At 45.3% G+C, this 21,649-nt stretch carries 27 protein-coding genes and 1 pseudogene; 10 read left to right on the top strand and 18 right to left on the bottom strand.

Features of this window, described 5'->3' with window-relative positions:
• Positions 1–25: 25 nt before the first annotated feature.
• Complete coding sequence (locus NZD89_RS02290) at positions 26–661, top strand: MFS transporter (RefSeq protein ID WP_268006241.1); 636 nt, start codon at positions 26–28, stop codon at positions 659–661.
• Positions 583–1,254, top strand: coding sequence for an MFS transporter (locus NZD89_RS29400; RefSeq protein ID WP_284286056.1), 672 nt, complete (start codon positions 583–585; stop codon positions 1,252–1,254). Before NZD89_RS02290 ends, NZD89_RS29400 begins: the two co-directional genes overlap by 79 nt.
• Before the next feature lie 16 nt (positions 1,255–1,270).
• Here the strand turns inward: NZD89_RS29400 and NZD89_RS02285 are convergent, their stop codons facing one another.
• Complete coding sequence (locus NZD89_RS02285) at positions 1,271–2,200, bottom strand: LysR family transcriptional regulator (RefSeq protein ID WP_268006240.1); 930 nt, start codon at positions 2,198–2,200, stop codon at positions 1,271–1,273.
• 113 nt (positions 2,201–2,313) lie between these two features.
• Between NZD89_RS02285 and NZD89_RS02280 the strand changes: the two genes are divergently transcribed.
• Complete coding sequence (locus tag NZD89_RS02280) at positions 2,314–2,940, top strand: LysE/ArgO family amino acid transporter (protein ID WP_268006239.1); 627 nt, start codon at positions 2,314–2,316, stop codon at positions 2,938–2,940.
• Between the two features lie 124 nt (positions 2,941–3,064).
• The gene (gene rtpA, locus NZD89_RS02275; protein ID WP_268006238.1) at positions 3,065–3,238 is read left to right on the top strand and encodes an anti-TRAP protein; all 174 of its coding nucleotides are present in this window, start codon (positions 3,065–3,067) and stop codon (positions 3,236–3,238) included.
• A gap of 186 nt (positions 3,239–3,424) precedes the next feature.
• Here the strand turns inward: rtpA and NZD89_RS02270 are convergent, their stop codons facing one another.
• From NZD89_RS02270 to NZD89_RS02240, 7 genes are all read right to left on the bottom strand, one after another.
• Complete coding sequence (locus tag NZD89_RS02270) at positions 3,425–4,390, bottom strand: hypothetical protein (RefSeq protein WP_268006237.1); 966 nt, start codon at positions 4,388–4,390, stop codon at positions 3,425–3,427.
• Positions 4,391–4,463: 73 nt separating this feature from the next.
• Positions 4,464–4,910, bottom strand: coding sequence for a helix-turn-helix domain-containing protein (locus NZD89_RS02265; protein ID WP_268006236.1), 447 nt, complete (start codon positions 4,908–4,910; stop codon positions 4,464–4,466).
• Positions 4,911–5,115: 205 nt separating this feature from the next.
• Positions 5,116–6,105: a DUF4238 domain-containing protein gene (locus tag NZD89_RS02260; RefSeq protein ID WP_268006235.1), complete on the bottom strand. Its 990-nt coding sequence runs from the start codon at positions 6,103–6,105 to the stop codon at positions 5,116–5,118.
• Positions 6,106–6,864: 759 nt separating this feature from the next.
• Entirely contained in the window at positions 6,865–7,542 is a 678-nt protein-coding gene (locus NZD89_RS02255; protein ID WP_206915897.1) for a hypothetical protein, read from the bottom strand.
• A gap of 326 nt (positions 7,543–7,868) precedes the next feature.
• Entirely contained in the window at positions 7,869–8,921 is a 1,053-nt protein-coding gene (locus tag NZD89_RS02250; RefSeq protein WP_268006234.1) for a hypothetical protein, read from the bottom strand.
• A gap of 229 nt (positions 8,922–9,150) precedes the next feature.
• Positions 9,151–9,630 (bottom strand): YbaK/EbsC family protein, encoded by a 480-nt coding sequence (locus NZD89_RS02245; protein WP_268006233.1) that lies wholly within the window; start codon positions 9,628–9,630, stop codon positions 9,151–9,153.
• An 885-nt stretch (positions 9,631–10,515) separates the two neighbouring features.
• Positions 10,516–10,899: a RelB antitoxin-like protein gene (locus NZD89_RS02240; protein WP_268006232.1), complete on the bottom strand. Its 384-nt coding sequence runs from the start codon at positions 10,897–10,899 to the stop codon at positions 10,516–10,518.
• A 1,140-nt stretch (positions 10,900–12,039) separates the two neighbouring features.
• Here NZD89_RS02240 and NZD89_RS02235 point away from each other — a divergent pair.
• Positions 12,040–12,516, top strand: coding sequence for a hypothetical protein (locus tag NZD89_RS02235; protein WP_268006231.1), 477 nt, complete (start codon positions 12,040–12,042; stop codon positions 12,514–12,516).
• A gap of 684 nt (positions 12,517–13,200) precedes the next feature.
• On the opposite strand, the gene NZD89_RS29395 is transcribed toward NZD89_RS02235, so the two are convergent.
• Positions 13,201–13,362 carry a DUF3888 domain-containing protein gene (locus NZD89_RS29395; RefSeq protein WP_369125252.1) on the bottom strand — a complete coding sequence of 54 codons (162 nt, stop codon included), beginning with the start codon at positions 13,360–13,362 and terminating at the stop codon, positions 13,201–13,203.
• Between the two features lie 275 nt (positions 13,363–13,637).
• Between NZD89_RS29395 and NZD89_RS02230 the strand changes: the two genes are divergently transcribed.
• The 5 genes and pseudogenes from NZD89_RS02230 to NZD89_RS02210 all read left to right on the top strand — a co-directional run.
• The gene (locus NZD89_RS02230) at positions 13,638–13,970 is read left to right on the top strand and encodes a PadR family transcriptional regulator (protein ID WP_268006230.1); all 333 of its coding nucleotides are present in this window, start codon (positions 13,638–13,640) and stop codon (positions 13,968–13,970) included.
• The gene (locus NZD89_RS02225; RefSeq protein WP_268006229.1) at positions 13,967–14,683 is read left to right on the top strand and encodes a DUF1129 domain-containing protein; all 717 of its coding nucleotides are present in this window, start codon (positions 13,967–13,969) and stop codon (positions 14,681–14,683) included. The genes NZD89_RS02230 and NZD89_RS02225 overlap by 4 nt, the downstream gene beginning before the upstream one ends.
• Before the next feature lie 369 nt (positions 14,684–15,052).
• Positions 15,053–15,337, top strand: coding sequence for a hypothetical protein (locus tag NZD89_RS02220; protein WP_268006228.1), 285 nt, complete (start codon positions 15,053–15,055; stop codon positions 15,335–15,337).
• A gap of 39 nt (positions 15,338–15,376) precedes the next feature.
• A complete protein-coding gene (locus tag NZD89_RS02215) occupies positions 15,377–15,556 on the top strand; it encodes a hypothetical protein (protein WP_268006227.1) in 180 nt (59 codons plus the stop codon).
• A gap of 130 nt (positions 15,557–15,686) precedes the next feature.
• Positions 15,687–15,866 (top strand): annotated as a pseudogene (locus tag NZD89_RS02210) (hypothetical protein); the annotation flags it as partial.
• 79 nt (positions 15,867–15,945) lie between these two features.
• Here NZD89_RS02210 and NZD89_RS02205 read toward each other — a convergent pair.
• From NZD89_RS02205 to NZD89_RS02165, 9 genes are all read right to left on the bottom strand, one after another.
• The gene (locus NZD89_RS02205) at positions 15,946–16,461 is read right to left on the bottom strand and encodes a GNAT family N-acetyltransferase (protein WP_268006226.1); all 516 of its coding nucleotides are present in this window, start codon (positions 16,459–16,461) and stop codon (positions 15,946–15,948) included.
• Positions 16,462–16,597: 136 nt separating this feature from the next.
• A complete protein-coding gene (lepB, locus tag NZD89_RS02200; RefSeq protein WP_268006225.1) occupies positions 16,598–17,173 on the bottom strand; it encodes a signal peptidase I in 576 nt (191 codons plus the stop codon).
• Positions 17,174–17,302: 129 nt separating this feature from the next.
• Positions 17,303–17,557 (bottom strand): hypothetical protein, encoded by a 255-nt coding sequence (locus tag NZD89_RS02195; RefSeq protein ID WP_268006224.1) that lies wholly within the window; start codon positions 17,555–17,557, stop codon positions 17,303–17,305.
• Between the two features lie 23 nt (positions 17,558–17,580).
• Entirely contained in the window at positions 17,581–17,832 is a 252-nt protein-coding gene (locus tag NZD89_RS02190) for a cold-shock protein (RefSeq protein ID WP_268006223.1), read from the bottom strand.
• A gap of 422 nt (positions 17,833–18,254) precedes the next feature.
• Positions 18,255–18,590, bottom strand: coding sequence for a hypothetical protein (locus NZD89_RS02185; RefSeq protein ID WP_268006222.1), 336 nt, complete (start codon positions 18,588–18,590; stop codon positions 18,255–18,257).
• A gap of 190 nt (positions 18,591–18,780) precedes the next feature.
• Positions 18,781–19,257, bottom strand: a complete 477-nt coding sequence (locus NZD89_RS02180) for a YcxB family protein (RefSeq protein ID WP_268006221.1) — start codon at positions 19,255–19,257, stop codon at positions 18,781–18,783.
• An 87-nt stretch (positions 19,258–19,344) separates the two neighbouring features.
• Positions 19,345–20,022 carry a hypothetical protein gene (locus tag NZD89_RS02175; protein WP_268006220.1) on the bottom strand — a complete coding sequence of 226 codons (678 nt, stop codon included), beginning with the start codon at positions 20,020–20,022 and terminating at the stop codon, positions 19,345–19,347.
• Between the two features lie 335 nt (positions 20,023–20,357).
• Entirely contained in the window at positions 20,358–20,957 is a 600-nt protein-coding gene (locus tag NZD89_RS02170) for a hypothetical protein (protein WP_268006219.1), read from the bottom strand.
• Positions 20,958–21,088: 131 nt separating this feature from the next.
• Positions 21,089–21,619: a hypothetical protein gene (locus tag NZD89_RS02165; protein ID WP_268006218.1), complete on the bottom strand. Its 531-nt coding sequence runs from the start codon at positions 21,617–21,619 to the stop codon at positions 21,089–21,091.
• Positions 21,620–21,649 lie beyond the last annotated feature (30 nt).

The raw sequence follows: 21,649 nt of genomic DNA, 5'->3' as shown, positions 1-21,649 counted from the left end.
GGTTAGCTTCAGTAGGAGACTGATTATGAGAATACGCCATGAAGGCATCTCGATATTTCTTCGACGTAGGCACTTCCGAAATCTATGGCTGGGTTCCGTAATTTCAGGGCTTGGTAATGAACTGGGTAGTGCCGCCGTTCTTTGGATGGTCTTGGGCATTACTCATTCACCCGCCGCAGTAGGGCTGATTTCTCTTTGCGTTGGCGTTCCAGCCGCTATAGTGAATCCCTTTGCTGGAGTGCTTGGTGACAGATTTTCTCGCTCAAGATTGATGGTATTGGGCAATGTACTACTCGCATTGATTTATGGTGGCATCGCCGTTAACAGCCATTTAGGGATTCACTGGATTTGGTTAAGTTATGTGTTGCTGGCGCTTAGTTCTGTTGTAACCCCGTTGACTTCAACTGGACGCTCACAATTGGTTGCGGAACTTCTCCCAGAGGATGAGCGAAGTACCGCCAATTTCTTCGATGATGTGTATCTCCATCTTACCTGGTTAGTCGGTCCCGCAATTGCTGGATTGTCCGTAGCTTGGCTTGGATATGGACTTGTTTTGGTACTGGATGCAGTCAGCTTCATCCTTTGTGCAATTTTCCTATTTTCTATTCCTTCGTCTTTGCACACTCCAGGTACACCGTTTTCTCAACTCTCCGAGTACTGAAGCAAAATCCACTGCTCCTGCAACTGGGGGGACTGACCTTCTTTTTCAATTTTTTCTTTGGGGTGTACGCCATCGTATTGCCTATTGTGGCTCGGAACAACTTTGGAGGCGCAAAAGCATATGGACTCCTGTGGTCGGCATTTGCCGTGGGTTCTTTCATCGGAGGCGTTATCTTTTCGAGGAAACCCTGGAAACGGGCTATGGGTCCATCCATGGCAACCGTGATCATTCTTTGGGGGATACTTACGGGACTATTGGCGATTGCACATCAGTATTGGATGGTTCTCGGCATCATGTTGCTTAATGGCTTGGTTTATACCCCATACGAGCCACTCTATCGGACGATTATTCAACAGATAGTACCGTTGCGAATGCAAGCGAAGGTATCCAGTACGATTCGACCCATCACTGGTCTGGGACAACCTACTGGCAGTTGGCTGAGTGGCTTATTAGCGACACCCCTTGGGCTTACAGGTTTAGTCTTAGCTTCTGGGGTAGCAACGATTGTGATCGGTTGTGCGACCTTCATGACCCCACGAATCAGAAATTACAGGAATGAGGGTTCAGAAGGATCAATCTCAAATTCGGTTTGAAATTCTACCTTCACACCTACATCGGTTGTTTCTCTGTCATGTATGGTGTGTTTGTCTTGTCGAGTATTATTTCTTTGCATACTTCGATAAAGGACGAAAGTGCAGGAGACATCCACTTGTCCTTATGCCACGCCAATTGCGTTACGATGTCAAAGTCGCACCCTGTCCACGGAAGAATTGCCATTTGTCCTTGCGATACTTCTTCTTCCACCGTAACTTCAGGCAAAGCGGCAATTCCAATGCCCGCCATCACACACCGCTTAATCGCCTCGACGTTCCCCAATTCAAGTTTCCCAGCGAGTTGGATACCTTCGTCGATCAAAGTATCCTCAAACCTACGTCGATAGTGGCACCCATTTTCCGTGAGCAGAACAGTCTGATTTTCTATGTGTTCTGGCTTCACCTCGACCATGTTTACGAGCGGGTGTTGTGGGTGGCTTACGACAACAATTCGTTCATTGCATAGCGGTTCTACGATGAGTGTGTCCGACGAGACTGGTGGTTCGAACAAAAACGCCGCGTCAAGTTGCCCTGTTCCAAGATACACTCGGATATCGGCATCAGATATGCCAGGACGAAAAACCAATTGTACTTTGGGATATCGCCTTTGGAATTCATGTAACAGTGGCGGTAAACGGTATGTAGTCTGGGTTTCTTGGGCACAAATCACGAGGGTTCCACTCGGTTCGTCGCCCTCCCCCATCTCGCTTCTTGCTTCCTTGGACAATGCAAGGATCTGATCCGCATACTGCTTGAAGCGGCGACCCTTTTCAGTCAAAATGACCCGTTTACCCAATCGTTCGAATAACGACACGCCAAGTTCAGATTCGAGGGATTGTATTTGTGAAGTCACGGTTGACTGGGCGTAGTTGAGTATTTCGGCTGTCCGTGTAAAGTTGGATTCTTGGGCGGCAACTTGAAAAACCACCAGTTGTTTGAGTTCCACAGTATGCTCTCCCTAATCGAATTGACCGAAGGTTATCATCTAAACATTCGCATGCAGTAATTATACTCCTTCCTTTAACATGTTGATTAGGAAATGCGTTAGGAGGGGTATGGTTGTTTGTTGCTTTCATCCATGGATTTCTCTTATCTCTCGGACTGATTTTGCCGATTGGGATGCAAAACGGATTTATTCTCACGCAGGGGGCACTGCACAGCCGTTGGTCGGGTTCACTGCCAGCCGTAATTACCGCGTCAATTTGTGATACGTTTCTGATCGCACTGGCAGTCCTCGGTGTCTCAACGGTAGCTCTCCATATCACATGGCTCCGTTATACGTTTGGCGCGATTGGTATTGTGTTCTTGCTATATATGGGATGGTCTACCTGGAGGGTAAAGAACGCAGGGGAGAGTAATGAAATCTCTTCGACGGCTTGGACAGCCAAACGACAAATTGGATTCACATCGTCGGTATCACTCCTTAATCCGCATGCCCTCATTGATACGCTTGCGGTGATTGGCGGCAGTGCGGTGGCGTATACGGCTTGGACGGAGCGAATTGCGTTCGGCATAGCCAGTGCTACGGTATCGTGGTTGTGGTTTCTGGGGTTGTCGATTGCAGGTCATATGGTGGGTAAGGTGGCGTTACGAAACTCATCACTCCAAGCCTTAAATCGCGTATCCGCCACAATGATGTGGCTGTCAGCGGTATACTTAGGATATGTGATTTATTCGTTCAAGTAGTGAAACAAGCAGACGGGGGAATCTCGGTTCAAGATGGTGAATGTACTAAAAGGTGTTAACTCCCCCCTCGTCACCTGAACGTAATTATACTCCGTAAGGCGTGACTTGAAAGGAGTCGATGTTTTTGCAGATTTCAATGGATGACTTAGAGTTGCCGTGTTGGGATTGCAAAGGCACTGGTGAAGTGGAATCGGATGGTGGCAAAAAGGTTCAATGCGATAAATGCAGTGGAACAGGTGTTGTGCTCACTACATTGGGGCAAACCTTATTGGCTTTTGTGAAAAAGCACCTCAAGTAATTTTGCTTTCGTACAAACGGGAGGGCAAATGTGCAAGTAGGATGCCCTTGACCCTGTTCCGATATCCAATCGTGAGGTATCGGAGTGTCGCTTTTTCACGTTTTCCATATGTAATGGCGTTGGGAAACCAACGCCATTACATTACAATCCTCCTCCCTGCTCTTCACGCCATCCCTGTCTTTTCCATCACGCCATCTGATTTTCATACTGCAGAATATCGAATAACGGATAGCTGATGGCACTCACCATCCTGCTAAAAATCTGCGTCAACTCGTCCGCCGTCTCTTGCACGTTGTCAGAGGCTTTGAAGTAACACCCGATTGTATTGTCCTGAACCTTGACACTTTCATCGACCTTTTCCCGCAACAACCACGGTTTCGCCGCGAACAATTGAAATAGCTCGCTATTTGATTCGTCAAATCGCAACTCCACGAACGCTTGCTTCCTTCTGTTTCTTGCTGAGATGTAAAACTGTATGCCTGTACGCCCCCCACCAAGAATGATGGTGGCATTATCCTCGATGAAGTGCTTTTCTCGTTGCAAGGTCAGGAAATTGGGAACCGCCTCCCGCAACCGATACAGCACGTATCGATTTACATCCACTCGTTTTGAAAAATCGAATTCCTGATTGTCTGGAAGGGGTTTCGGGCTGAGAAGCTTGTATAGGGGATGTTCAATGGTTTTGACGACCCGAAGTGGATTTGGAACTTCGTCCAATAACCCCAGGGAATTGTAAATCTTTAGCTTGTGCGTGGAATTGAGCGTTTCAAGTGGTTCCATTATCTGATCGGTAATCCGCACCAACAGCAGTTTAATCGGTTTGTCACTGCTACCCACTTGTTGCTCCAGTTCGCGAACATGCTTGACCTGGAAGCCAAGTGCCAGGTAAAGCAACTGCCCCTCATCTACCGTTTCCAAGAGACTCAGAAACCGTTCCTGATGGTAGCCGCCCGTTTTCCCTAACCACACTTCGGTAATGACAGGAACCCCCATAGCCCTGTCGTACCCCAATAGATCAAGCTTATATCCCTGCCAGTATGCTTCGAGCAACAGATCGGTCAAACTCCGACCTACGACATCCTCCAGTATGGACTTGTGCTCTTTGAGATACAGTGAAAAAATGAACTCGCGTTCGCTCCCTTTAAAACTCATAATGTGAGCCTCCCTTGCTCGTCCTTTTAAAAACAGAGAGAACCCTGATTGAAGAGTCCTCTCTGCCTAATGCTCATTGCCGAATCAATCTAAGGAACTCCTGCACCTTTTCAACAATCACGATAGTGTCCCGCACCTTGTTCTTTCCGTCGAGGTCACTACTCATCACGGTCTGCAACAACTCGGCGAGACTATCCTTCATGGCTTGAGTCGCTTGGATACCATTGCAGAGCGTATAATGGTGCGTGAGTATAAGCTCAATCACGTCCTTCTCTCTTTGTTCCGCTTCACTCATCTCCATGAGTTCTTGGGGTGAGACCCCAAGCACGGGAGCCAACTTGTAAATAATCGGAACGCTCGGAGCCTTTCTGGTATTGTTCTCCAATCGATTGATATAACTCGGCGACACCCCTGTCAGACGTTCCAAATCCTTCAATGAGAGATTGAGTTGCTTTCTCAAGTGACGAATTCGCGCTCCTACTGAATCGGGGATTTCACGCCTGTCTCGTCCGTTTTTCAAACCTGATCGCCTCCTGAATGTTTCCCAATTGGGAACCCTGGTGTATTTTGAATCCTTTCCTTATACACACTTCACAGGACAAAAATTCAGGAGGTAGAGCAAGATAAGGGCAGATTGGGAGGGAAATCGCAAGATTCTGGGAAGGAATGAAGAGGTGAGAACGTTTGCGAGAGGGCTTGTTTGTCAGTCAGATTAGGTCACCAACTCAGTCATTCTTCGACCTTGCAAACCATTCCTTTGCTGACTGGTTGATTTTATTTATATCCAACTCCAAGCTTACATTTGGATATTCTTCCACGATTCTCTCAGCCAATGAAAAATCACTTGTGCTTGAAAACACAAATTTCTTTGCTAACAATACTTGAAGCCCATTGTATAGATTCGTCGCATCGGAGCGCAGTTCAACAAACTTGCCATCACAAGACAGGTACTTGTGGAAATGAGTTGGCTCTCTCAAAATTAGTAGTAAGTCTGGGTTCAGCGGAAATAAAATCTCAATCCCTGGGACACCATATCCAGACATCTTTATTTGCTTGGAAATATGGTTATAGGCGACCACTGGATTATCTGATGTATAAATTGGTTCCTCTGAAGTTCTGTATGCAACGCACCAAATGTATTGCGCGAGAATGAAGCACAGTTTATCGACGACCGCTTCGGTGAACAAGATCTCAGCATGATGAAGGGACTGTGCTTCCTCCTTCATTTGAACACGCAAGCCTCGCAACTGTCCTGATTTTACTTGCGTTTTCAAATACGCTGTCATGAGCTTCTCTTGAAACTCAGTTAACATTTCACGAGCTTTTGGAGTACGCAGTAGTTGCAGAACTATGTAAATAACCAAGTTACCCCGCTCCTCTGGAGAGAACAGAGTGAGCGCGGACAACTTCATCCGTGGTGTCATATAATAACTACTGATCACTTTTTTAAGAATTCTGCTAACGACGTTTTCTAATTCCGAGAAGATTTTCTCGACGACTTGTGGATCATCTTCAAAATCCAATTCTTTAGATTCTACAGGAGGTAAATCATAGAAAAATCTCTCTGCCGCAATGATGTTAACTGAGCTTGGGAAACTCTTTCTTACCTCCTTGTCAAAAACGAATAACTGTGCTCGCTTATCAGGGCGTGAAAAGTGTTTTAGATACATCCTCGGTACATAATGTTGAAGAATAACCTTTTGACTATCGCCCATTGATTATCACCCATTAACAATATTACTAAACTGTACGTACTTCGTCAGACTATCCCCAATTCAAAGCCAGGACATCCGAGGGGATGGATAGGACATCACGGGAGTAATGCGTTTGGACTACCAACCAGACCGTATTTTCGGTCCAATATAGTTCACGAAAGGCTCTCCTATCACTTCCCTGAATATTGGAAGTCAACTGGGCTAAGTCATGATGACGGGTCTCACAATCAACGCGAACATGTCCCACATATGGCGTACATTCACTGTCTTCGCGCCGCGAACCCCTACTCCGAGACTTCTCGCCTGCGCCCGCTTCCCATCCACCACCATCCACGGGGAGGGGGAGGCTTGTATTCGGCATATGGGAGGTGTGTGGAGGGGTTATCGCATTACTCTTGTTACTTTTGAAGTTTACTTTTATCTCTTTCACGTTTTTTCCTATAGGTCTACAAACACCCCCATACCCCTCCCAAAACTGGATGAGAAGTACCCATATCCCCCCCTCCTGTGGATGCTTGTGTCTTGAGCCATTTGGAACGGGAGTCGTTCGGGCAATCGTCGTGTGGGTGCGGTCGGCGGATGCTGACGATGCTCCAAGGTGTCCAAGAAAGAGTAAAAGCCTGCCCTGTCCAAGCTGACCATCGTAAGTGAAACGATAAGTTAAAGTGAATGTTATGCCAAGCCGCACTGAACTTTAGAGCACGTATCGTGTTGGTACGCAAACACCCCTTCGATGAAGCATGCCCATTCAAGTGACCTTCACCCTCCCGCCCTTACACCTGGGTACTGCAACATTACAGCGAACCGATACAATGCCTCATGTTGGTCGGCAAACAGCGTTCGCATCAGGTCGGGGTCGCTACCGACAAACGCATAGGTTACATGGGTCTGATGTTGGAATGTCGCACGGAGCCGCTTCAGCAAGAGGTCGTCAATCTTGTGGATCACCTGAAATTCGTGGAACCAAACAACCAACCTCGCTTTCGATTGTTCTGGGATGCGTTGCAGGAGGCTTACGCTTTCGTCCAGGAGTTCAAGAGGGCTTTCTTTAACACTCTGCACATATGGTATGTCCACAACGTCTTTGATTTTGGCACGGATCTCAGGTCGGGACAGACTGTCTATGAAGTCGTTTAGGGAGGAGTTCGGTAAGGCGCTAATGCCAATACGTAATTGAAGAACCGTCTGCAACAATAGAAGCGTCAATTCCTCAATCGTTGAGACGTTAGACAGGTCTATCTCAGCCGTATAGCATCCCCGCGCTTCCAGCCTGCTCAAAACACCGCGCGCCAATAAGGTGCTACTATGATGAGGAAGCGTGAATGTGACACTGCAACCATCATATAGCCGCTCTTCAAGCTCCCGTACAAAACGGTCATATTGAGCAGGCGGTGCGGGCGCAATGCCCTCGTGAGGGTTCGTCATATCGTCATCCATATGTCGTATTCACCCCCAATCGCATTTTTCGCAATTTAAAAGTGCGAATAAGGACTGCAATATATCGCCATAACAGTTTGGATGGGTCAAGCTTCTTAAACATTTGCCTCCCTATGTGCAATAAATACTCTACTAAATAAACGGCAAGGAGACATAAAGAACGGGTCCGTCACAGACATGGATTCCCTTCAGAGGTGCAAAATCCGAAATATTGATTGAATTCTCGTATGGGTTTACACCCCGAATGACAAAGCATTTTTAGTAAAGTTATCCCCAAAATGGCGTACCGATGGCACGCCATTTTAGTTTTCAATATAGGTTATATACTACTTCGCGTTGACGCTCACATTCTGAACTACCGATTGAGCCACGTTCTGTGGAGCCACAACTTCGACCGTTATGCCAAGCGGATTTGGCTTGGTGAGCACTTGTGCATACCCATATCCAACGGATGTGTTGTTGATAGCACCGACTGGGATTGTAAATTGCCCTGATAACTTGTCCGAAGCAACATGCGTCCATGTGACACCTTGGGTGTTGATGTACGCTGTAACGTCGTACTTGCCCGTATTAGGGTTTTGCAACGCCCCTACATTGCCACTGTACAGGATTTTCACCCATTGGTTCGCATTCATCGGATTGACCCACTTCGAACCACCCGTGCCTCCTGCACCAGCATTTTGCTTGTTCCATCCTTGTGGCACCTTGAATGTAACGGTTATTCCTGGCTGTACAGTTACAGATTCAGTCTGAAATGCCGTCTGAACCTGAAGTTTTTGCATCGACGATGCAATCTGTTCAACAGCAAGTTTACTCATTCCAGTGTCAGTTGGCTGTATCTGCACATTTACGTCATTGATTTTGAACATGAGTGATGGTTGTTCTGTCGTGTTAGCGATAGTTATCCACTCTGCCTTTGTACCGTTAGTCAATGTAACAGGAGACTTTGATTGAATGGTTTCCCCTGTCGTTACGGATTGATTGGATTCATTCACGACCATTTTGTTGAACGTAAGTGTAATCGATGGATAACCACCTGGACGAACACTGATAAAACTGTCGCCCGCAACACCCTTTATTGGAATATATGGGGTTATGGAAAACTCACCTGCGGCATTGACAATTTGTTGTTTTTGCCTCGAAGAATAGGATAGTGTTGAAAGTGATGTTTGTTGCTGTGAGTCCCCCGTTGTATTGTTGGTCGTAGCGTTCGCTGGTAAGTTTGTGGCTGTATTTGTTGCAGTGTTCGTGACCGTTTGATTGGTCGTGTTTGTCGGAGCTGTCCCACCAGTTGAATTGTTTGCATTACCACATCCTGCAACAACTCCCACAAGACTTAATGCAACTCCTGCTGTTGCCCATGTCTTATAGTTTTTCATTTCAGAGCCTCCTCGTGATGTCACAAACGTTAGACGGAATAAGTTTATATCTGGTTACAATCCACTTTTTGGATTGATTTTATGCTCCGAGGAGATATAAGCTTTAATTGCATATTCCTGCCCGTTTCTGCAATAAGCGTACCACGCATAAAACACATTTGACATACACCATCCATACACACGCCTCGAAACGTCGGAATTCACCCTATCTTACTTGTCCCCACCAACTTTAGATTATCGCCATCACCCTTCCCCTGGTCATTTCCACCAGTTGATCGGGCGTTAAATCAAATACTGCCTTCGGATGTCCTACCGCCGCCCAGATGGTCTTATACTGAAAGGGGTCTTCGTCAATAATGGTGGCGATGGTCTCCTTGTGACCGAGTGGAGGAACTCCGCCTATGACAAATCCTGTGCGTTCACGAACGAAATCCGCATCAGCTTTCATCAGTTTATCATTTAGCTGATTAGAAAGAGATTTCTCATTGACGCGATTGACCCCACTGGCAACCACTATTGAGGGGCTGTCGGAGTTCTTCGAACGGAAGATGACGGACTTCGCAATCTGAGCCACTTCACAGCCAATGGCATCTGCGGCATCCTGATCGGTTCGCGTGCGGTCGGGTAATTCCACCACCTTATTCGTGTACCCCAGTTCCAACAACCTGTTCTGTACTCGTTCTGCACTTTCTTTCACTTGGTTCGCCATGTCAGTTCGCTCCCAGCATCTATAATGCACCCAACTTGAATATTCGCTATAGATGTTCGGCTCTGCCCCGTTCAATCCCTACGCCCGTGTTTTCTGACTTTAATCCTGCTCTTCTCGCTCTTTCATCCAGTTTTTCCTCAGAATTTCCTCCGCACGTTCTTCTCTTGCCGTCTCCAAATCCAGCACAAAGTTTCCATCATCTTCACGTTGGTTGAGAATCCCATACAATTCTTCGGCAGTGAGGAGTTTTATTAGCTCGCCGTTGATTCGTTTTCTTGCATGAGCTGTTCCCCTTTTTCCAAGAAGGATGACAAAGTAACGCCTATCCCCTGTTTTTCAACTCTCCGTATGACAAAAAGGCGGCATCCCGCCACCCTCGGAGAAATCTTTTTTCAGCCCCACTTCAATCCAACGGCAGGGGGTCTCCGCTTTACTACTCCCAGATGATTCAAACTGGGTTCCTACTCTTAACGGCGGTAGGTCACGCGACTTTTTACGCAATTGACGGTATGGAAAACCCCAAGAAATGAAAACTATGATTGAAGCGTGGCTTGAAGACACCAACAATAAGAACTGAACCTTTGTTAAAGGGTACATGTAATCTGAAATGGGGCACGAAATGTTTCATTAACCTGAACCATAAATGTTTACATTTGTCGAATACCTATCAGCCCATATCATCTATTTTCCCGTATCTGTACCCCGTCATGTTTACTGCATTTTCAGGCGCTTCCCGACTGGGAAAAGTCACGTTGTTGAGGGGTTCAACGAGGTGATAGTTTTGGAGGAAACGAATAAATTTCCAGAACAACAAACGAATCTGGTTACGAAAGTTCAAACGTAAATGTATACATTTACGTAACCCCTTCCTTTTTTTGAACCGACTCAGTTTTTGTCCTTCTGTGCTTTTAAGATCGCGTGGTTGTCCTCGATAACTTTTCCGAAGTGCCGTGTCTTGTGCTTCTCGATGTAATCCACCACACATCCAAGTGAACTATGCCCACCGCTCCCTGTTTCCCCGCTATCCTCAGCAACGCTACGTAACGTGGAGGCAACAGCCTCAATGTCGTCTTCGAGTAAAACACGGAGCACATATGGGAAATGAGGTCGAGTGTTTGGGGAATTGAAGTAGAGAGAGAAGTCATTCATGTAGTCCTTAGCATATTCAATCAGTTGATTCGCCAGATTGAGTCGAAGCTCTTCCACGGTCGCTCCATCCGCCACAATGAACTCGATTTCGCAGATGGAGCCAGCGAAGCGTCCATTCACTGTTTACTCAATCGTTCAAGCCTGTCCATCGTGATGGTTTGCATCCATAAAAACCTTTGGATTTTGTGCAAAAAGTTCAACACGTCCGCACTTCGGACAAAGGTAAGCATCAACAGCCGAAGACTTTCTGTTGGTGAAAGGTCCACCCCTCTTCGATTCCGCCACAATGATCGTTCCTGAAGCAGAATTCACCCACACCTTGACAAGCGATTCACCGCAAACCCCACAATGTCTGTGCATACTGTCCTCCACTCATCTGTCCCCAACGGGCGTCGTCGTAGCATTTTTGAGTCAGGTGGCCATGATACAGCTTTTCATTTTAGCATATCATATGGGATTAAGCAATGTGGTTATGTTCCAAGCATCAAGAGACTTTGATGATATCCGACGGATTGATTCCATCAATCCTGAAAATTTTCCGTTGTTCACAGCAAAGGCGGATGTCAGAAAGGAGTCCTACTCCGTTTCAACCTCATGCCCTATCTGTTAACCTTTTGCCCTGCGCCTCCTTCATCCAATTAGTCCGTAAAATATTCGCCGCCCGTTCTTCTCTTGCCGCGTTCAAATCCAAGATAAAGTTACCATCATCTTCGTGATGATCGAAAAAGCCAAACAATTCATCTGTTGAAAGGAGCTTAATAAATTCGCCCGCAATTCGCCTCCCGCATTGCCTATCACCTCTCCACAGGAAGGATGGCAAAGAAGTACCTATTCACCGTTCGTCAATCCCCTATATCAAAAAAGCGGCATTCCGCCACCCTGTTGAAACGTACCCATGCGCCATATTCTCGGTTTAATCTCTCCGTGGCACACGGGGAGGAGCCTTGCAACTGGAGCATAGCATATGGATGGCGTTGGATCAATCGGATTTGGTGAAGGGATTCGGGCGGAAGATTTCAAGGGACGGAACACGTATTAGGCTCAACAAACACAACCTTAAGGGCATATGGAAATGGAAACATTTATGTACCCATAACCTTAAACATTTATGTATACATTTCTTTAACCCTATCCAACTCACTCCAATTCTTTTGCCCTTACTGCTCTCCGACCTCAAACGGGGTTCGACACTTTTTTGGCTGATCAAATCTTGACACCGTGATAGATTGGGATCAAACCAAAGAGGAGGAATTAGTCATTATGGACACAGCTATTTTCGTAGGGTTTAGGCACGAAGGGACGATCAAGGGCTGTACGTGGCACACCAATATGGAGGAGTACACACCCCGAAAGGAAAAGGTTCTCGATATGATTCGGAGCAAGGATATCGACTATGCCAGGGGCATCTTCGCACACATCGAGTGGAAGCCCTTTGACGAGATGATAGGTGACGGCGACGGTATTTATCTCATTAACTTGTTTAAGCGTGGAGTCGATGGATATGAAGAGAACACAAGGCGTGTCCTCAAGTTCTTGTACCAGGATGTAAGGCGAAATAGGGACCTGATCAATTCCGAAGTTGCCAAACGAATCAGCAAGCGGGATGGGCAAACTCTGGCTCTGCTCTCCGATTCTGCACCGCACTATCACGAAGGAAAATTCGACATCGCGTTCATCTTTGATTTGGATGCGGGCAAGTTGGAGACTGTGCAAAAACAACCTGTCTCAGTCAAATGACTATCTCAACGCAATCGTAAGTGGATACCGTCACCGAGACTCCAGCAATGGGGTCTCAGTTTTGTTCGAGGGAGAATCGGGGCACGGTAGGCAAAGAGGGGTTGTCAGTGTCCAACATCAATTCATTCGCGATGTTCTTGGGCAGGACATTTTTCAAGCTGTTCTTCAACAACAAGATAAACGGAAAGATGAATAGCAAGGTAAATCACAATCTATTGTGCAATACAAAGTGCAATATAGAGACTCGATCACAGCGCATGGGAGGCTCAATCCCCGTGGTTCAATCTCTCTGACCTCCTGTCCCCATGGAGAAGCCCTGACCATCCGTTTATCGGGAATGACAAGTATCGCGGGGTTTATGTAATCTGGAATGGGTTATGAGATGTTTCTGTAACCCGATACAAAAATGCAGACATCAGTTGAAATATATGCTACTCCTGCCCTTCGGCTCGTATTTAAGCCGCTCATTCCCTGCTCCCTGCCCTATCAGCAATTCCTCCGAAGTGGCAACCTGCTCGGTTCCGTTGGAGACAAGTCTTGATGGACGTATTTCAGCATGTGAATCGGCTTTCCAGCCCCGCCGACCGTGGGCGGATAGTTCGTTAAGGTAATCGTTTCTAATCCATATGGCGGATTGTGGGCACCTGTCCATGTTTCGACGACTACCGTTACTTCGAAGTAGAACTACCCCTTATCGCATAGACGCTTGATGTCCCTGAATTGCGCTTGATACAGTGCGAAACTACGATATTCCCCATAATGTTCGGATATCGCCTGCTGGATGTACGGACTCAGCATAGTCAGAAGGAAGTCTCGATACAGTACCTCCCTGGTATTTGGCTCCATGGCGTTGGTTCGGTCGGTTTTGATCGGTTGTGCGGAAGCCACTCGGATGGTTGTGTTCCCCAGTTTCATTTCAGAAAAAAGGTGACGGTTCAGTTATACATGAATACTGCATGCTCACTCAATAATGATATGCTTATGTGAGTAGTGTGTTGGAGAACGTATAAGAACAAAGTTGCTGGCAAAGAAAGCCCGTATGTATTCAGTTACTTGACAGCCAGCTACCTTGTTATATAATGTACCTGAAGTAACTTGCATAACAAGGTACGTGATCAAAAATGAATGAACGCTCGCAGTTATTAAAGGGAACCTTGGAAGGCTCCATTCTCAAAGTGATAAAGGAAAGTGAGACATACGGCTATGAAATATCCGAAAAGTTACGTAACGTAGGTTTCTCATCTATTTCAGAAGGCACGATTTACCCGTTACTGCTCAGGTTAGAAAAGAACGGACTGTTGGTCGCATCATACAAAGATTCTCCACTTGGTCCAAAGCGTAAGTATTATTCACTTACGGAGCAAGGTGAACAGGCTCTCAAAGAATTCTTTGTCAACTGGCGTGAGATCGAGAAGTCCGTAAACAAATTGTTTGAGGAGAGTGGTGAGATGTGACTAAGATTAAGCAGATACAAAGGTCTAATAATAAGCTAACCAGGAATCTGACACCTGAAAATCGTAAAATCATGACCGATATGGTGGTCTACCTTCGAGTCAGCAAAATTTCAGATGACCGCCTGGAACTAATCCGTCAGGACTTGCTTGACATGGCTATGGCGGCTCAAGAACGAAATGAATCGCTTACAGAGGTATTTGGCGGCGATTATAAGTCCTTTTGTGATGAGATTATTGCCAATGTGAAGCCAGAACGCTTAAAAAAGTTTGTGAAGGGATTACCATACCTGTTAAGTACATTTGCGTTATTGGCTATTTTGAACCTTGTCTCGTCACAGTATTTTAGGCAGTTCATACATGAGGTTAAAAATCATTCTGACATTAATTATGAATACCCTATAACGCTCGGTTTCATTGTAAATACTGTGGTTATCTTTGCTGTTGCAGTAGTTATTGTTCAACTTATTGGGAAGTTCTCCTTTAGAACAGACGACTTTCTTGCCAAGTTCCATCGTCTACCGACGATGGTGAAATTTCTTGTAGGTGGGTTACTCGGTCTTGCGGTTTGGGGCTATCTGTTTGAGACGTTCACTTGGCATAACTACATTATATTCCATATAAACATTTGGGTTTATCTGGCTTTCATAGTACCTCTATTTGCCGTTTGGGTATACTATTTTGCTTTTCCAAAATCATTTTCTGGACACCGCTGAGTCAGATGCTTTACCGAAACTGTGGTCTGGAACGAGACACGAACTCATTCTACTTATCGAAGACCGTAAGATCGTTATCGGGGGTGAACGTGCAATAATACTTGCGGTATCAACAAAACGAACGCGGTATATCTGAACACCGCGTTCTTCTGCATTTTGAAATTGAAAACATTTTTACAGGTCAGGCACACGATTACCGACAAACATGAAACTACATGCCTTTCAAAACATGTTTCTCACCCCATTCCCCGTCTTCATCGGATAAATCTTGGCATAGGATGAACAGGAATGTCTGGATGTATGTGGAAGTAGTTAAAGAACGGGAATTTAGGGACATAGGATGTCGGCAGGATAAGACGAGGTGGTGACATGTATCGGACGATGTTGTTCACACTTCTGTGGATTCTAACCGTCTTGCTATTGTTATTCTCGTTTATCAGCTTTGCTGGAGTTGTTGCTCGCATTCCCGCTCTCATCAGTCTGGTGATTGCCGTTGGAGTTACCCTTTATCGGAAACGAAGTACCTCCTGGCTGTGGATAGTAGCTTGTATCATCGGAATCCTCGTAGCCCTGAGTCCCGTCTATTCAATTGTCACAGCACATGGAACTTCGGCAACCTCGTCAATACAGGCGACAAAACATCATCATGCCTAACCACCTGAGAGGATGGCGGCAAATTAGGGGTGATATTTTATGCAAATCACGGGGTCTTCGCATGGATACGTGGTTGGATGGGGTACATTGATGCTAATAAACGCGAATATTGCCCAATGTAAAAATCGAAGCGGGTTAAACTGGTTTTTTATCTCCCTGTTTATAGGACCACTTGCAACCTTACTGTTGGCGATCCTGGATAAACCGTCAACCCGATAAGATCTGTCTTTTGTATGAATGTGCGGAAGTGGGTTCATGTGTTGCTGTACTCTTGGGAGGTATGAATTGGCGATGAAAAGATTCGTGGGAATCGTGCTATGCGGTCGAATATCTGCGAGCCGTATGAAGTAAAAGACATGGCTTTGAAATTGAAGGCATACTGAAGAACGACAAAATTCTTTCCGACGGTGAATACCATAACAGCATTGTTATGGGAAGATTCCATGACACCAAACGAAATCGTTGTTCAACAAACAGGGTGAATACGCTAAAAGGCGTCGCCCTCTATCGTTTCTATTACCTTCGGTAAAACCATGTCCTCTAAAGCAACAATCTTTGTGAAAAGAGCCTTTCCTAAAGATTGTTTTGTTGCTAACGGGCATTCGTATTTAAGGCATTGGATTAAACCTAATATCCTTCTTCAGCGTGACAGCAAACAAAGTTACTCCTGTCCAATTCAGTTTTATGTCCTCAAACTTCTCAAATCCGTTTCCAACCCAGAAATTAAGTACTTTGTCGCTGTAACCAGTGACAACATCCAGTCTGATGCGCTTGCTCTCTCTGGACTTAGCGTAATCCTCGAATGCTTGGTAGATTTGTTTGCCAAAACCCATATTTTCATATTCCTTGTGTACCATTAACAGCGACACATAGGATTCCTGATCGATTTTGAAGTCAATGACACCAACGATTTTTCTCGAACTCTTGTCAACCGCCTTGCATGAACAAAATCCCGCTTTTCCCATTGACTCAAGTTCTTCAGTCACCCATTCAAATGTAACTTGCTGAGTATTCATGTGATTTTCTAAGAAAAGCGTATTAGAGTTATACACCTCAACGACGCTATCTACGTCTGCCATCTCTGTTGGACATACGTAAAGATTCTCCGATTCAAAAATCATCATATCAAACATCCCTTTTAGGTTTAGACGGTCCGCAGGTATTCAAGTGTATTGTACTTTTTGACGTATCCCGAAGAATAGCCTGTTTTGCTTCGCCTGCCTTGAAATCTTCGCAACTCCTTAATCTATACGCCTAAGTTCAAGATCCAGTTGGAGCAGATAAACTTTGCGAAATTGACCCAATGTTACTGAGTGGCGCAATAATAAAATCAGCTTCGCCAACGATTGCGGAGCGAGCCACGTATTTGTGAACCCAATAACGACTATCCCTGGAAACTGGACGATTGTCTCCCAACATGAAGTAGTGTCCTGCGGGTACATGATAAGTACCCAACTTCGGAAGATTGGATTTGGCAATATTTGGATTAGATTCGTTTAACTTTTGTCCGTTAATATACACTGCGTTCGCTGTGACCTTCACTGTATCACCAGGAAGACCGATAACTCGCTTCACATACAATTCCTTTGGATAGTCTGGATAGTGAAATACTACAACTTCTCCCCGAAAAATTTTGCGACCAAAGTCTGTAGCCAATTTATTGTCCAAAATATATACATGGTGAGTTTCAGTGGCAGGAATTGTAGGGTACATGGATGACGATGGTACTACGGCGGCACTCACAACCATAGTCTTCAATCCAAATGCCGCGACAACCCCAATTACAATGGGTGATACCCAATCTTTTAACCAACGAAACCTGCTTGATTGTTTCAAGGTCATTGTCCTCCTGGTAAGGTTAATTCTCATGCAATAACGAGATATGGACTTATTCTGCAACTACATATTACCCGAATCGATTCTTTCTTGGATATCTGTCTCCGTATGTGCAAGAGTGACTATACCTCAGTGGAAGAATCCAAAATGTTGATTCAGCAACCCAACCGTAACAGCAAGAGCCATCATGATGATATACACGACAACAAATCCAACAATAAATTCCTTCCACAAAAACCCTGAACGCTTTTTGGGTTGAGCCAACAACTTATCTATTTTCGTTTCGAGACTTTGGATGGAATCCTTTAACTCGTTAACTTCTATATCGTTCATCTGTCTCATCTCCATACTGGCATTCTGCCCGTAAGCCTCATAAAACCACACGAACACTTCTCCTGATGACATGATTAGTCGCTGATGATTTCAACGTCTGTCGCCGTCCATCTTTGACTGTCCGTTGACTGTGGGTGTTCAACTAAGTGGAATGAGACTCTCTGACCTTCCTTGAGATAACGGAATCCATTCGGAAATCGTATAGAATCAGGTCTGATTCCGCTAAAATGGACGAAGACATGATTCCCATCCTGTCCGTCCAGCATGATGCGACCGTAGCCTCTTTCGTCCTTAAACCACTTCACAATCCCTTCGCGTCTCTGCATCGTTTTTGCCCCCTATTTCACACGATATGGGCATACAATGGGCTTCGTGGATCAGTAGCGTGCTTGCTTGTTAACAGTTCCCATTGGGACTACCCGAACCCATTTCAAAAATAGTACACAGGGGCGTGGGACATTCCGTTCACAAAGGCTATCGAATACATTGCTAACACTATGAATAGCAAGGAAAGTACCAGCCCAACTACTGGAAGGGTGATTCCCGCGACAGCAAAGCGGTACTGCCTATTCCGAATTCCAAGTACCAATGCGACATTGCACAATACAAGGCAGGTGAGAATCCCGAATCCAGGGAGTACCTTAAGTGAAATGACCCCGCAAAGAGCAAGAATGAAGGATTCCATGTGCCAAACTCGAACGGTATTCATGAACAGACCTTCCCTTCCCCTCTCGTCTCCTGATCCGAATTACAGAGCGTCCAACAACCCACGCAAGTCAGCCTGTTTCAAAATACGTACTGCTCCGCCACCGTCATCCAAATGGATTGCGTCTCCCGTGAGAGGAGTAATCCGCATCGGTTGTCCATGTATTAACTCAATGACAATTCTATTCTCGGAATCGTTGGTTCCATTCGAACTACTTAAGAATTCCTCAACCAACTGAGCAGAACGAAGCCACTGGCGAATACGTGTCAATTCGTCGTCGGTGACTCTCCTTCCAGATTTGGGTTGCCTCGCGCCATAAAGACGACACTCACGCACATCGTCATGAGCTTGCATTGGAACCGTAACACTTCGTCCCATTCAATCCGCTCCCTTACAATCCCTATGCCAAAATTATACTGCAAAAAGCCGCCTGAACGACGATATGTAGTTTTTGTTTGGTCATAAGGGGGATTTGGGGGGTTGAGGGGTTCGGTTATTCACAATCACATACTTGGTTTTGGCTGACTTTGCCTTGAAAGTCTGTCGATTTTTCTCTCTAAATCCTCGATTACTTGCCGAGTTTAAACTTGGTTAAGTCCATGAACTCAGTATATTGCTCTTCACCTTTGAAACTGTGTTTGGGAATAGGTATTTCTTGTTGATTTGGGAGCACAAAGATCACAAATTTATCAGTATCCATAATTGATTGAACAGAACTCCAATCAGCCTTGCTCGTGACATCATTTGCTGTAAAAGAAATATAATCAGGCGTAAGCTCAAATGCGGTTAGACGCTTGAAATTACTGTTTTGACTAATCCTCTTAAGATATCGGAACCATGCAAATGCAACCGCGCACGCTATGAACAAATCGCATCCGACCACCACGAACACACTGTTATCAACAATCCAAAAAATCGCCGTTATGATTACGAAAAATATAACGAGACCACGTATCAACCGATTTCTCAGGGGGCGAGTTCTTTTCATCCGTGAGTTTATGTAATCCCTCACATCACGCTCTGTCACGGATATGTGTATTTTCATGATACCGCCTCACTTTCGTAAAGCATAAAATGGATTGCTTCGATTTCCTAACCTGTACTCTGCATAGACGTTAAACCACCCAAAGTTTTATGGTTTCCCCATCGTTGATGCTGAAATGGTTAATTCAGAAATCAATTGATTTCCGTTCTTCACGTATGGTCCAAGCATAAAATAAACCTTACCGATCTTTTGATCGACAGTCATCTGCTTCCCGTCATAGGTTTGTAATTCGTGTTGTACCCACTGCATTGCTGTTGCTGGATTCGCACCTGTATACGGGAGAGTGGCGGCATAACCGAGGTATTTAATCGCCTCGGCTTTTAGTTCAGATGGAGTGCCTTTGGTTGTTACAACAGAAAAGTCCACTACTGTAACCTGTTGTGGAGAACGCCAGTTTACAGTGTACCCATCGCTAATGCCGTTCTCGACACGATAGCCATTATAAGTGTACCAGCCAGCCTGAAAGCTGGCGTTTCCTGGCTTGATCCCCCAGGTATTTTGCATATTCAATACAACGGTTTGGATATTGAGTCCAGGAATATCTGGTTGTGTAAAGGTAAATTGCTTCGCTTGTGCGTCGTCTTTAGGATTGGTTTTTCCAATCGAGAGGGAACTGTTATATGGATAAACCTTCATCGTGGAATCGGTATTTGTACTTGTTTCTGGAAGGTCATTAGTTGTTCCTTTTGAGGCAGTTGTTCCACAACCTGATAAACTCAAAGTCGCTATTGCAAATACACTTAAGACACCCAAACCATTTCTCACTGTCTACCACTCCATATCACTTATAGTGAAATTATGGATATGTTCCTTATTGCATTATGCTACCCCATAGCTCCGTAATGACAGCGTAGCACCACCGAATTGTTATGCAACTGTCCCTCGGCTCTGCTTCTTGCGGATATGCCTCCGTTACCTTAAGATGCTTAATTAGATTTTAGAACGTAATTGTATGAAGCGTGATAATGAGCACACATATGAATATTGCCCACAGTAAGTCTGTCCTTCATGGTTGTTCATTTGGCTACCTCCTTGCTTTTCACCTCTGCAAGTCTTATGTGAACCCGATAGTGACAGAAGAATGTCCAAATCTCACTTTCTCAATTGGTGTTGAACTGTTCTTGCCACTGGTTGCTTTTTAACCAGTTATACAGGTTTGGGTCCTTAAAGTAGACTGTCTTAGTTGCGACCTGATACGATATCACGCCATCGACAAAATGATACAACTGACTCAACTCCTGCGAATGTCCCCCCATGTAGAAAGTTGGGCTAATCGAAATTACCTTTTTAGAGGATAATTGCAATTCGAGTACCGCAGGGTTCGTATTCGCATTCGTCACGATTGGCGGGTTGGGAGGTGGAGGAAGTTGAACGGATACAGGTTTAGCTGTCTTTAACCACTGTTCAATCTGTGCCACCGTCTCTGATTGATTTTTCGGTGTATATGATCTCCCTGCCAATCCAGCAATAACATACACATGTTGAATTTCCATTTCTTTCGGGAATTGCACCGTTTGTAGAGTAGGTTTCACGACGGGGGGGTCTACTTTGGGTGTAGCGAATTGTCCCTTGGTGTCGTCTGAGGCTGACACAGGCGAGATTACCCCGTTTGATTTAGCTGGTGGTTGTGTAACAAATTCATGTCCACAGCCAGTAAGTAGAACAGTACCGAATACGAACACAGAGAGAATTTTCTTCATTTTGTACGCCTCCTCATTGAGTGAGACGCACTACTCGTCGCAAACGTTGCGGTGTAGGTTTTTCCAACCAAAACAATTCTTCCATCTTATGGCGTACTGCTGTCCGTTAGCTCAAGAAACTGTTCCAGCGTTTATGAGTAAATCTTCATCGACGTAGTCATGTCTAACGCCGTGAAAATAGGATCTGCACATGAAGATAGCGTGCGAATTTGGTATTTCCCTTGGGTTTTCCCGAACGACTCATCCCAACTGACAATGGTGTCAATCTGACGAGACTTAAATAAGCCGCCAGAAGTATCTTGAATTTCAACATAAGCGTTTTTCCACGGAGTCGGTAGTTTTGAACTGTCGAAATGGGTTATTACGTTATTGGCGATACTGTTAGGTCGGCTGATTGATTTCGTCAAACTACTAACCTCAAAAGTCCACTTTCCTTCATGCCATATAACGTGAGTCACAGGTGGACTACTGGGGTTGGATTTTTTGGATGTGACGAGATACGTTGTGGCGGAAATTCCATTGGCTAATGTCTCATGCCCGATTTTCGTGTCGAACTGCGATGCAACGATGTCTGGCATTTTCACTTCTGGACCTGAGTATTGACTGAAGTGGTAAAATACATCGAAGTTTGCCTCAGTTGCGAATTCCTTGCTTCCTGTCACATAAGCAATCTCTGTAATCGGTTTATGTGT

It is taken from the genome of Alicyclobacillus fastidiosus (assembly GCF_026651875.1).
GTDB lineage: Bacteria > Bacillota > Bacilli > Alicyclobacillales > Alicyclobacillaceae > Alicyclobacillus > Alicyclobacillus fastidiosus.
The sequence above is the reverse complement of the archived record's forward strand: the minus strand, read 5'-3'. Positions and strand labels throughout refer to the sequence as shown.

Coding starts and splice junctions, on each gene's coding strand:
- NZD89_RS02245 (WP_268006233.1), bottom strand. CDS start 9,630: ATGGCGAACCAAGTGAAAGAAAGTGCAGAACGAGTACAGAACAGGTTG.
- NZD89_RS02190 (WP_268006223.1), bottom strand. CDS start 17,832: ATGCAGAGACGCGAAGGGATTGTGAAGTGGTTTAAGGACGAAAGAGGC.
- NZD89_RS02230 (WP_268006230.1), top strand. CDS start 13,638: ATGAATGAACGCTCGCAGTTATTAAAGGGAACCTTGGAAGGCTCCATT.
- NZD89_RS02220 (WP_268006228.1), top strand. CDS start 15,053: ATGTATCGGACGATGTTGTTCACACTTCTGTGGATTCTAACCGTCTTG.
- NZD89_RS02260 (WP_268006235.1), bottom strand. CDS start 6,105: ATGGGCGATAGTCAAAAGGTTATTCTTCAACATTATGTACCGAGGATG.
- NZD89_RS02180 (WP_268006221.1), bottom strand. CDS start 19,257: ATGAAAATACACATATCCGTGACAGAGCGTGATGTGAGGGATTACATA.
- NZD89_RS02215 (WP_268006227.1), top strand. CDS start 15,377: ATGCAAATCACGGGGTCTTCGCATGGATACGTGGTTGGATGGGGTACA.
- NZD89_RS02270 (WP_268006237.1), bottom strand. CDS start 4,390: ATGAGTTTTAAAGGGAGCGAACGCGAGTTCATTTTTTCACTGTATCTC.
- NZD89_RS02185 (WP_268006222.1), bottom strand. CDS start 18,590: ATGGGACGAAGTGTTACGGTTCCAATGCAAGCTCATGACGATGTGCGT.
- NZD89_RS02255 (WP_206915897.1), bottom strand. CDS start 7,542: ATGGATGACGATATGACGAACCCTCACGAGGGCATTGCGCCCGCACCG.
- NZD89_RS02205 (WP_268006226.1), bottom strand. CDS start 16,461: ATGATGATTTTTGAATCGGAGAATCTTTACGTATGTCCAACAGAGATG.
- NZD89_RS02290 (WP_268006241.1), top strand. CDS start 26: ATGAGAATACGCCATGAAGGCATCTCGATATTTCTTCGACGTAGGCAC.
- NZD89_RS29395 (WP_369125252.1), bottom strand. CDS start 13,362: ATGGAGCCAAATACCAGGGAGGTACTGTATCGAGACTTCCTTCTGACT.
- NZD89_RS02250 (WP_268006234.1), bottom strand. CDS start 8,921: ATGAAAAACTATAAGACATGGGCAACAGCAGGAGTTGCATTAAGTCTT.
- NZD89_RS02235 (WP_268006231.1), top strand. CDS start 12,040: ATGGACACAGCTATTTTCGTAGGGTTTAGGCACGAAGGGACGATCAAG.
- NZD89_RS02170 (WP_268006219.1), bottom strand. CDS start 20,957: ATGAAGAAAATTCTCTCTGTGTTCGTATTCGGTACTGTTCTACTTACT.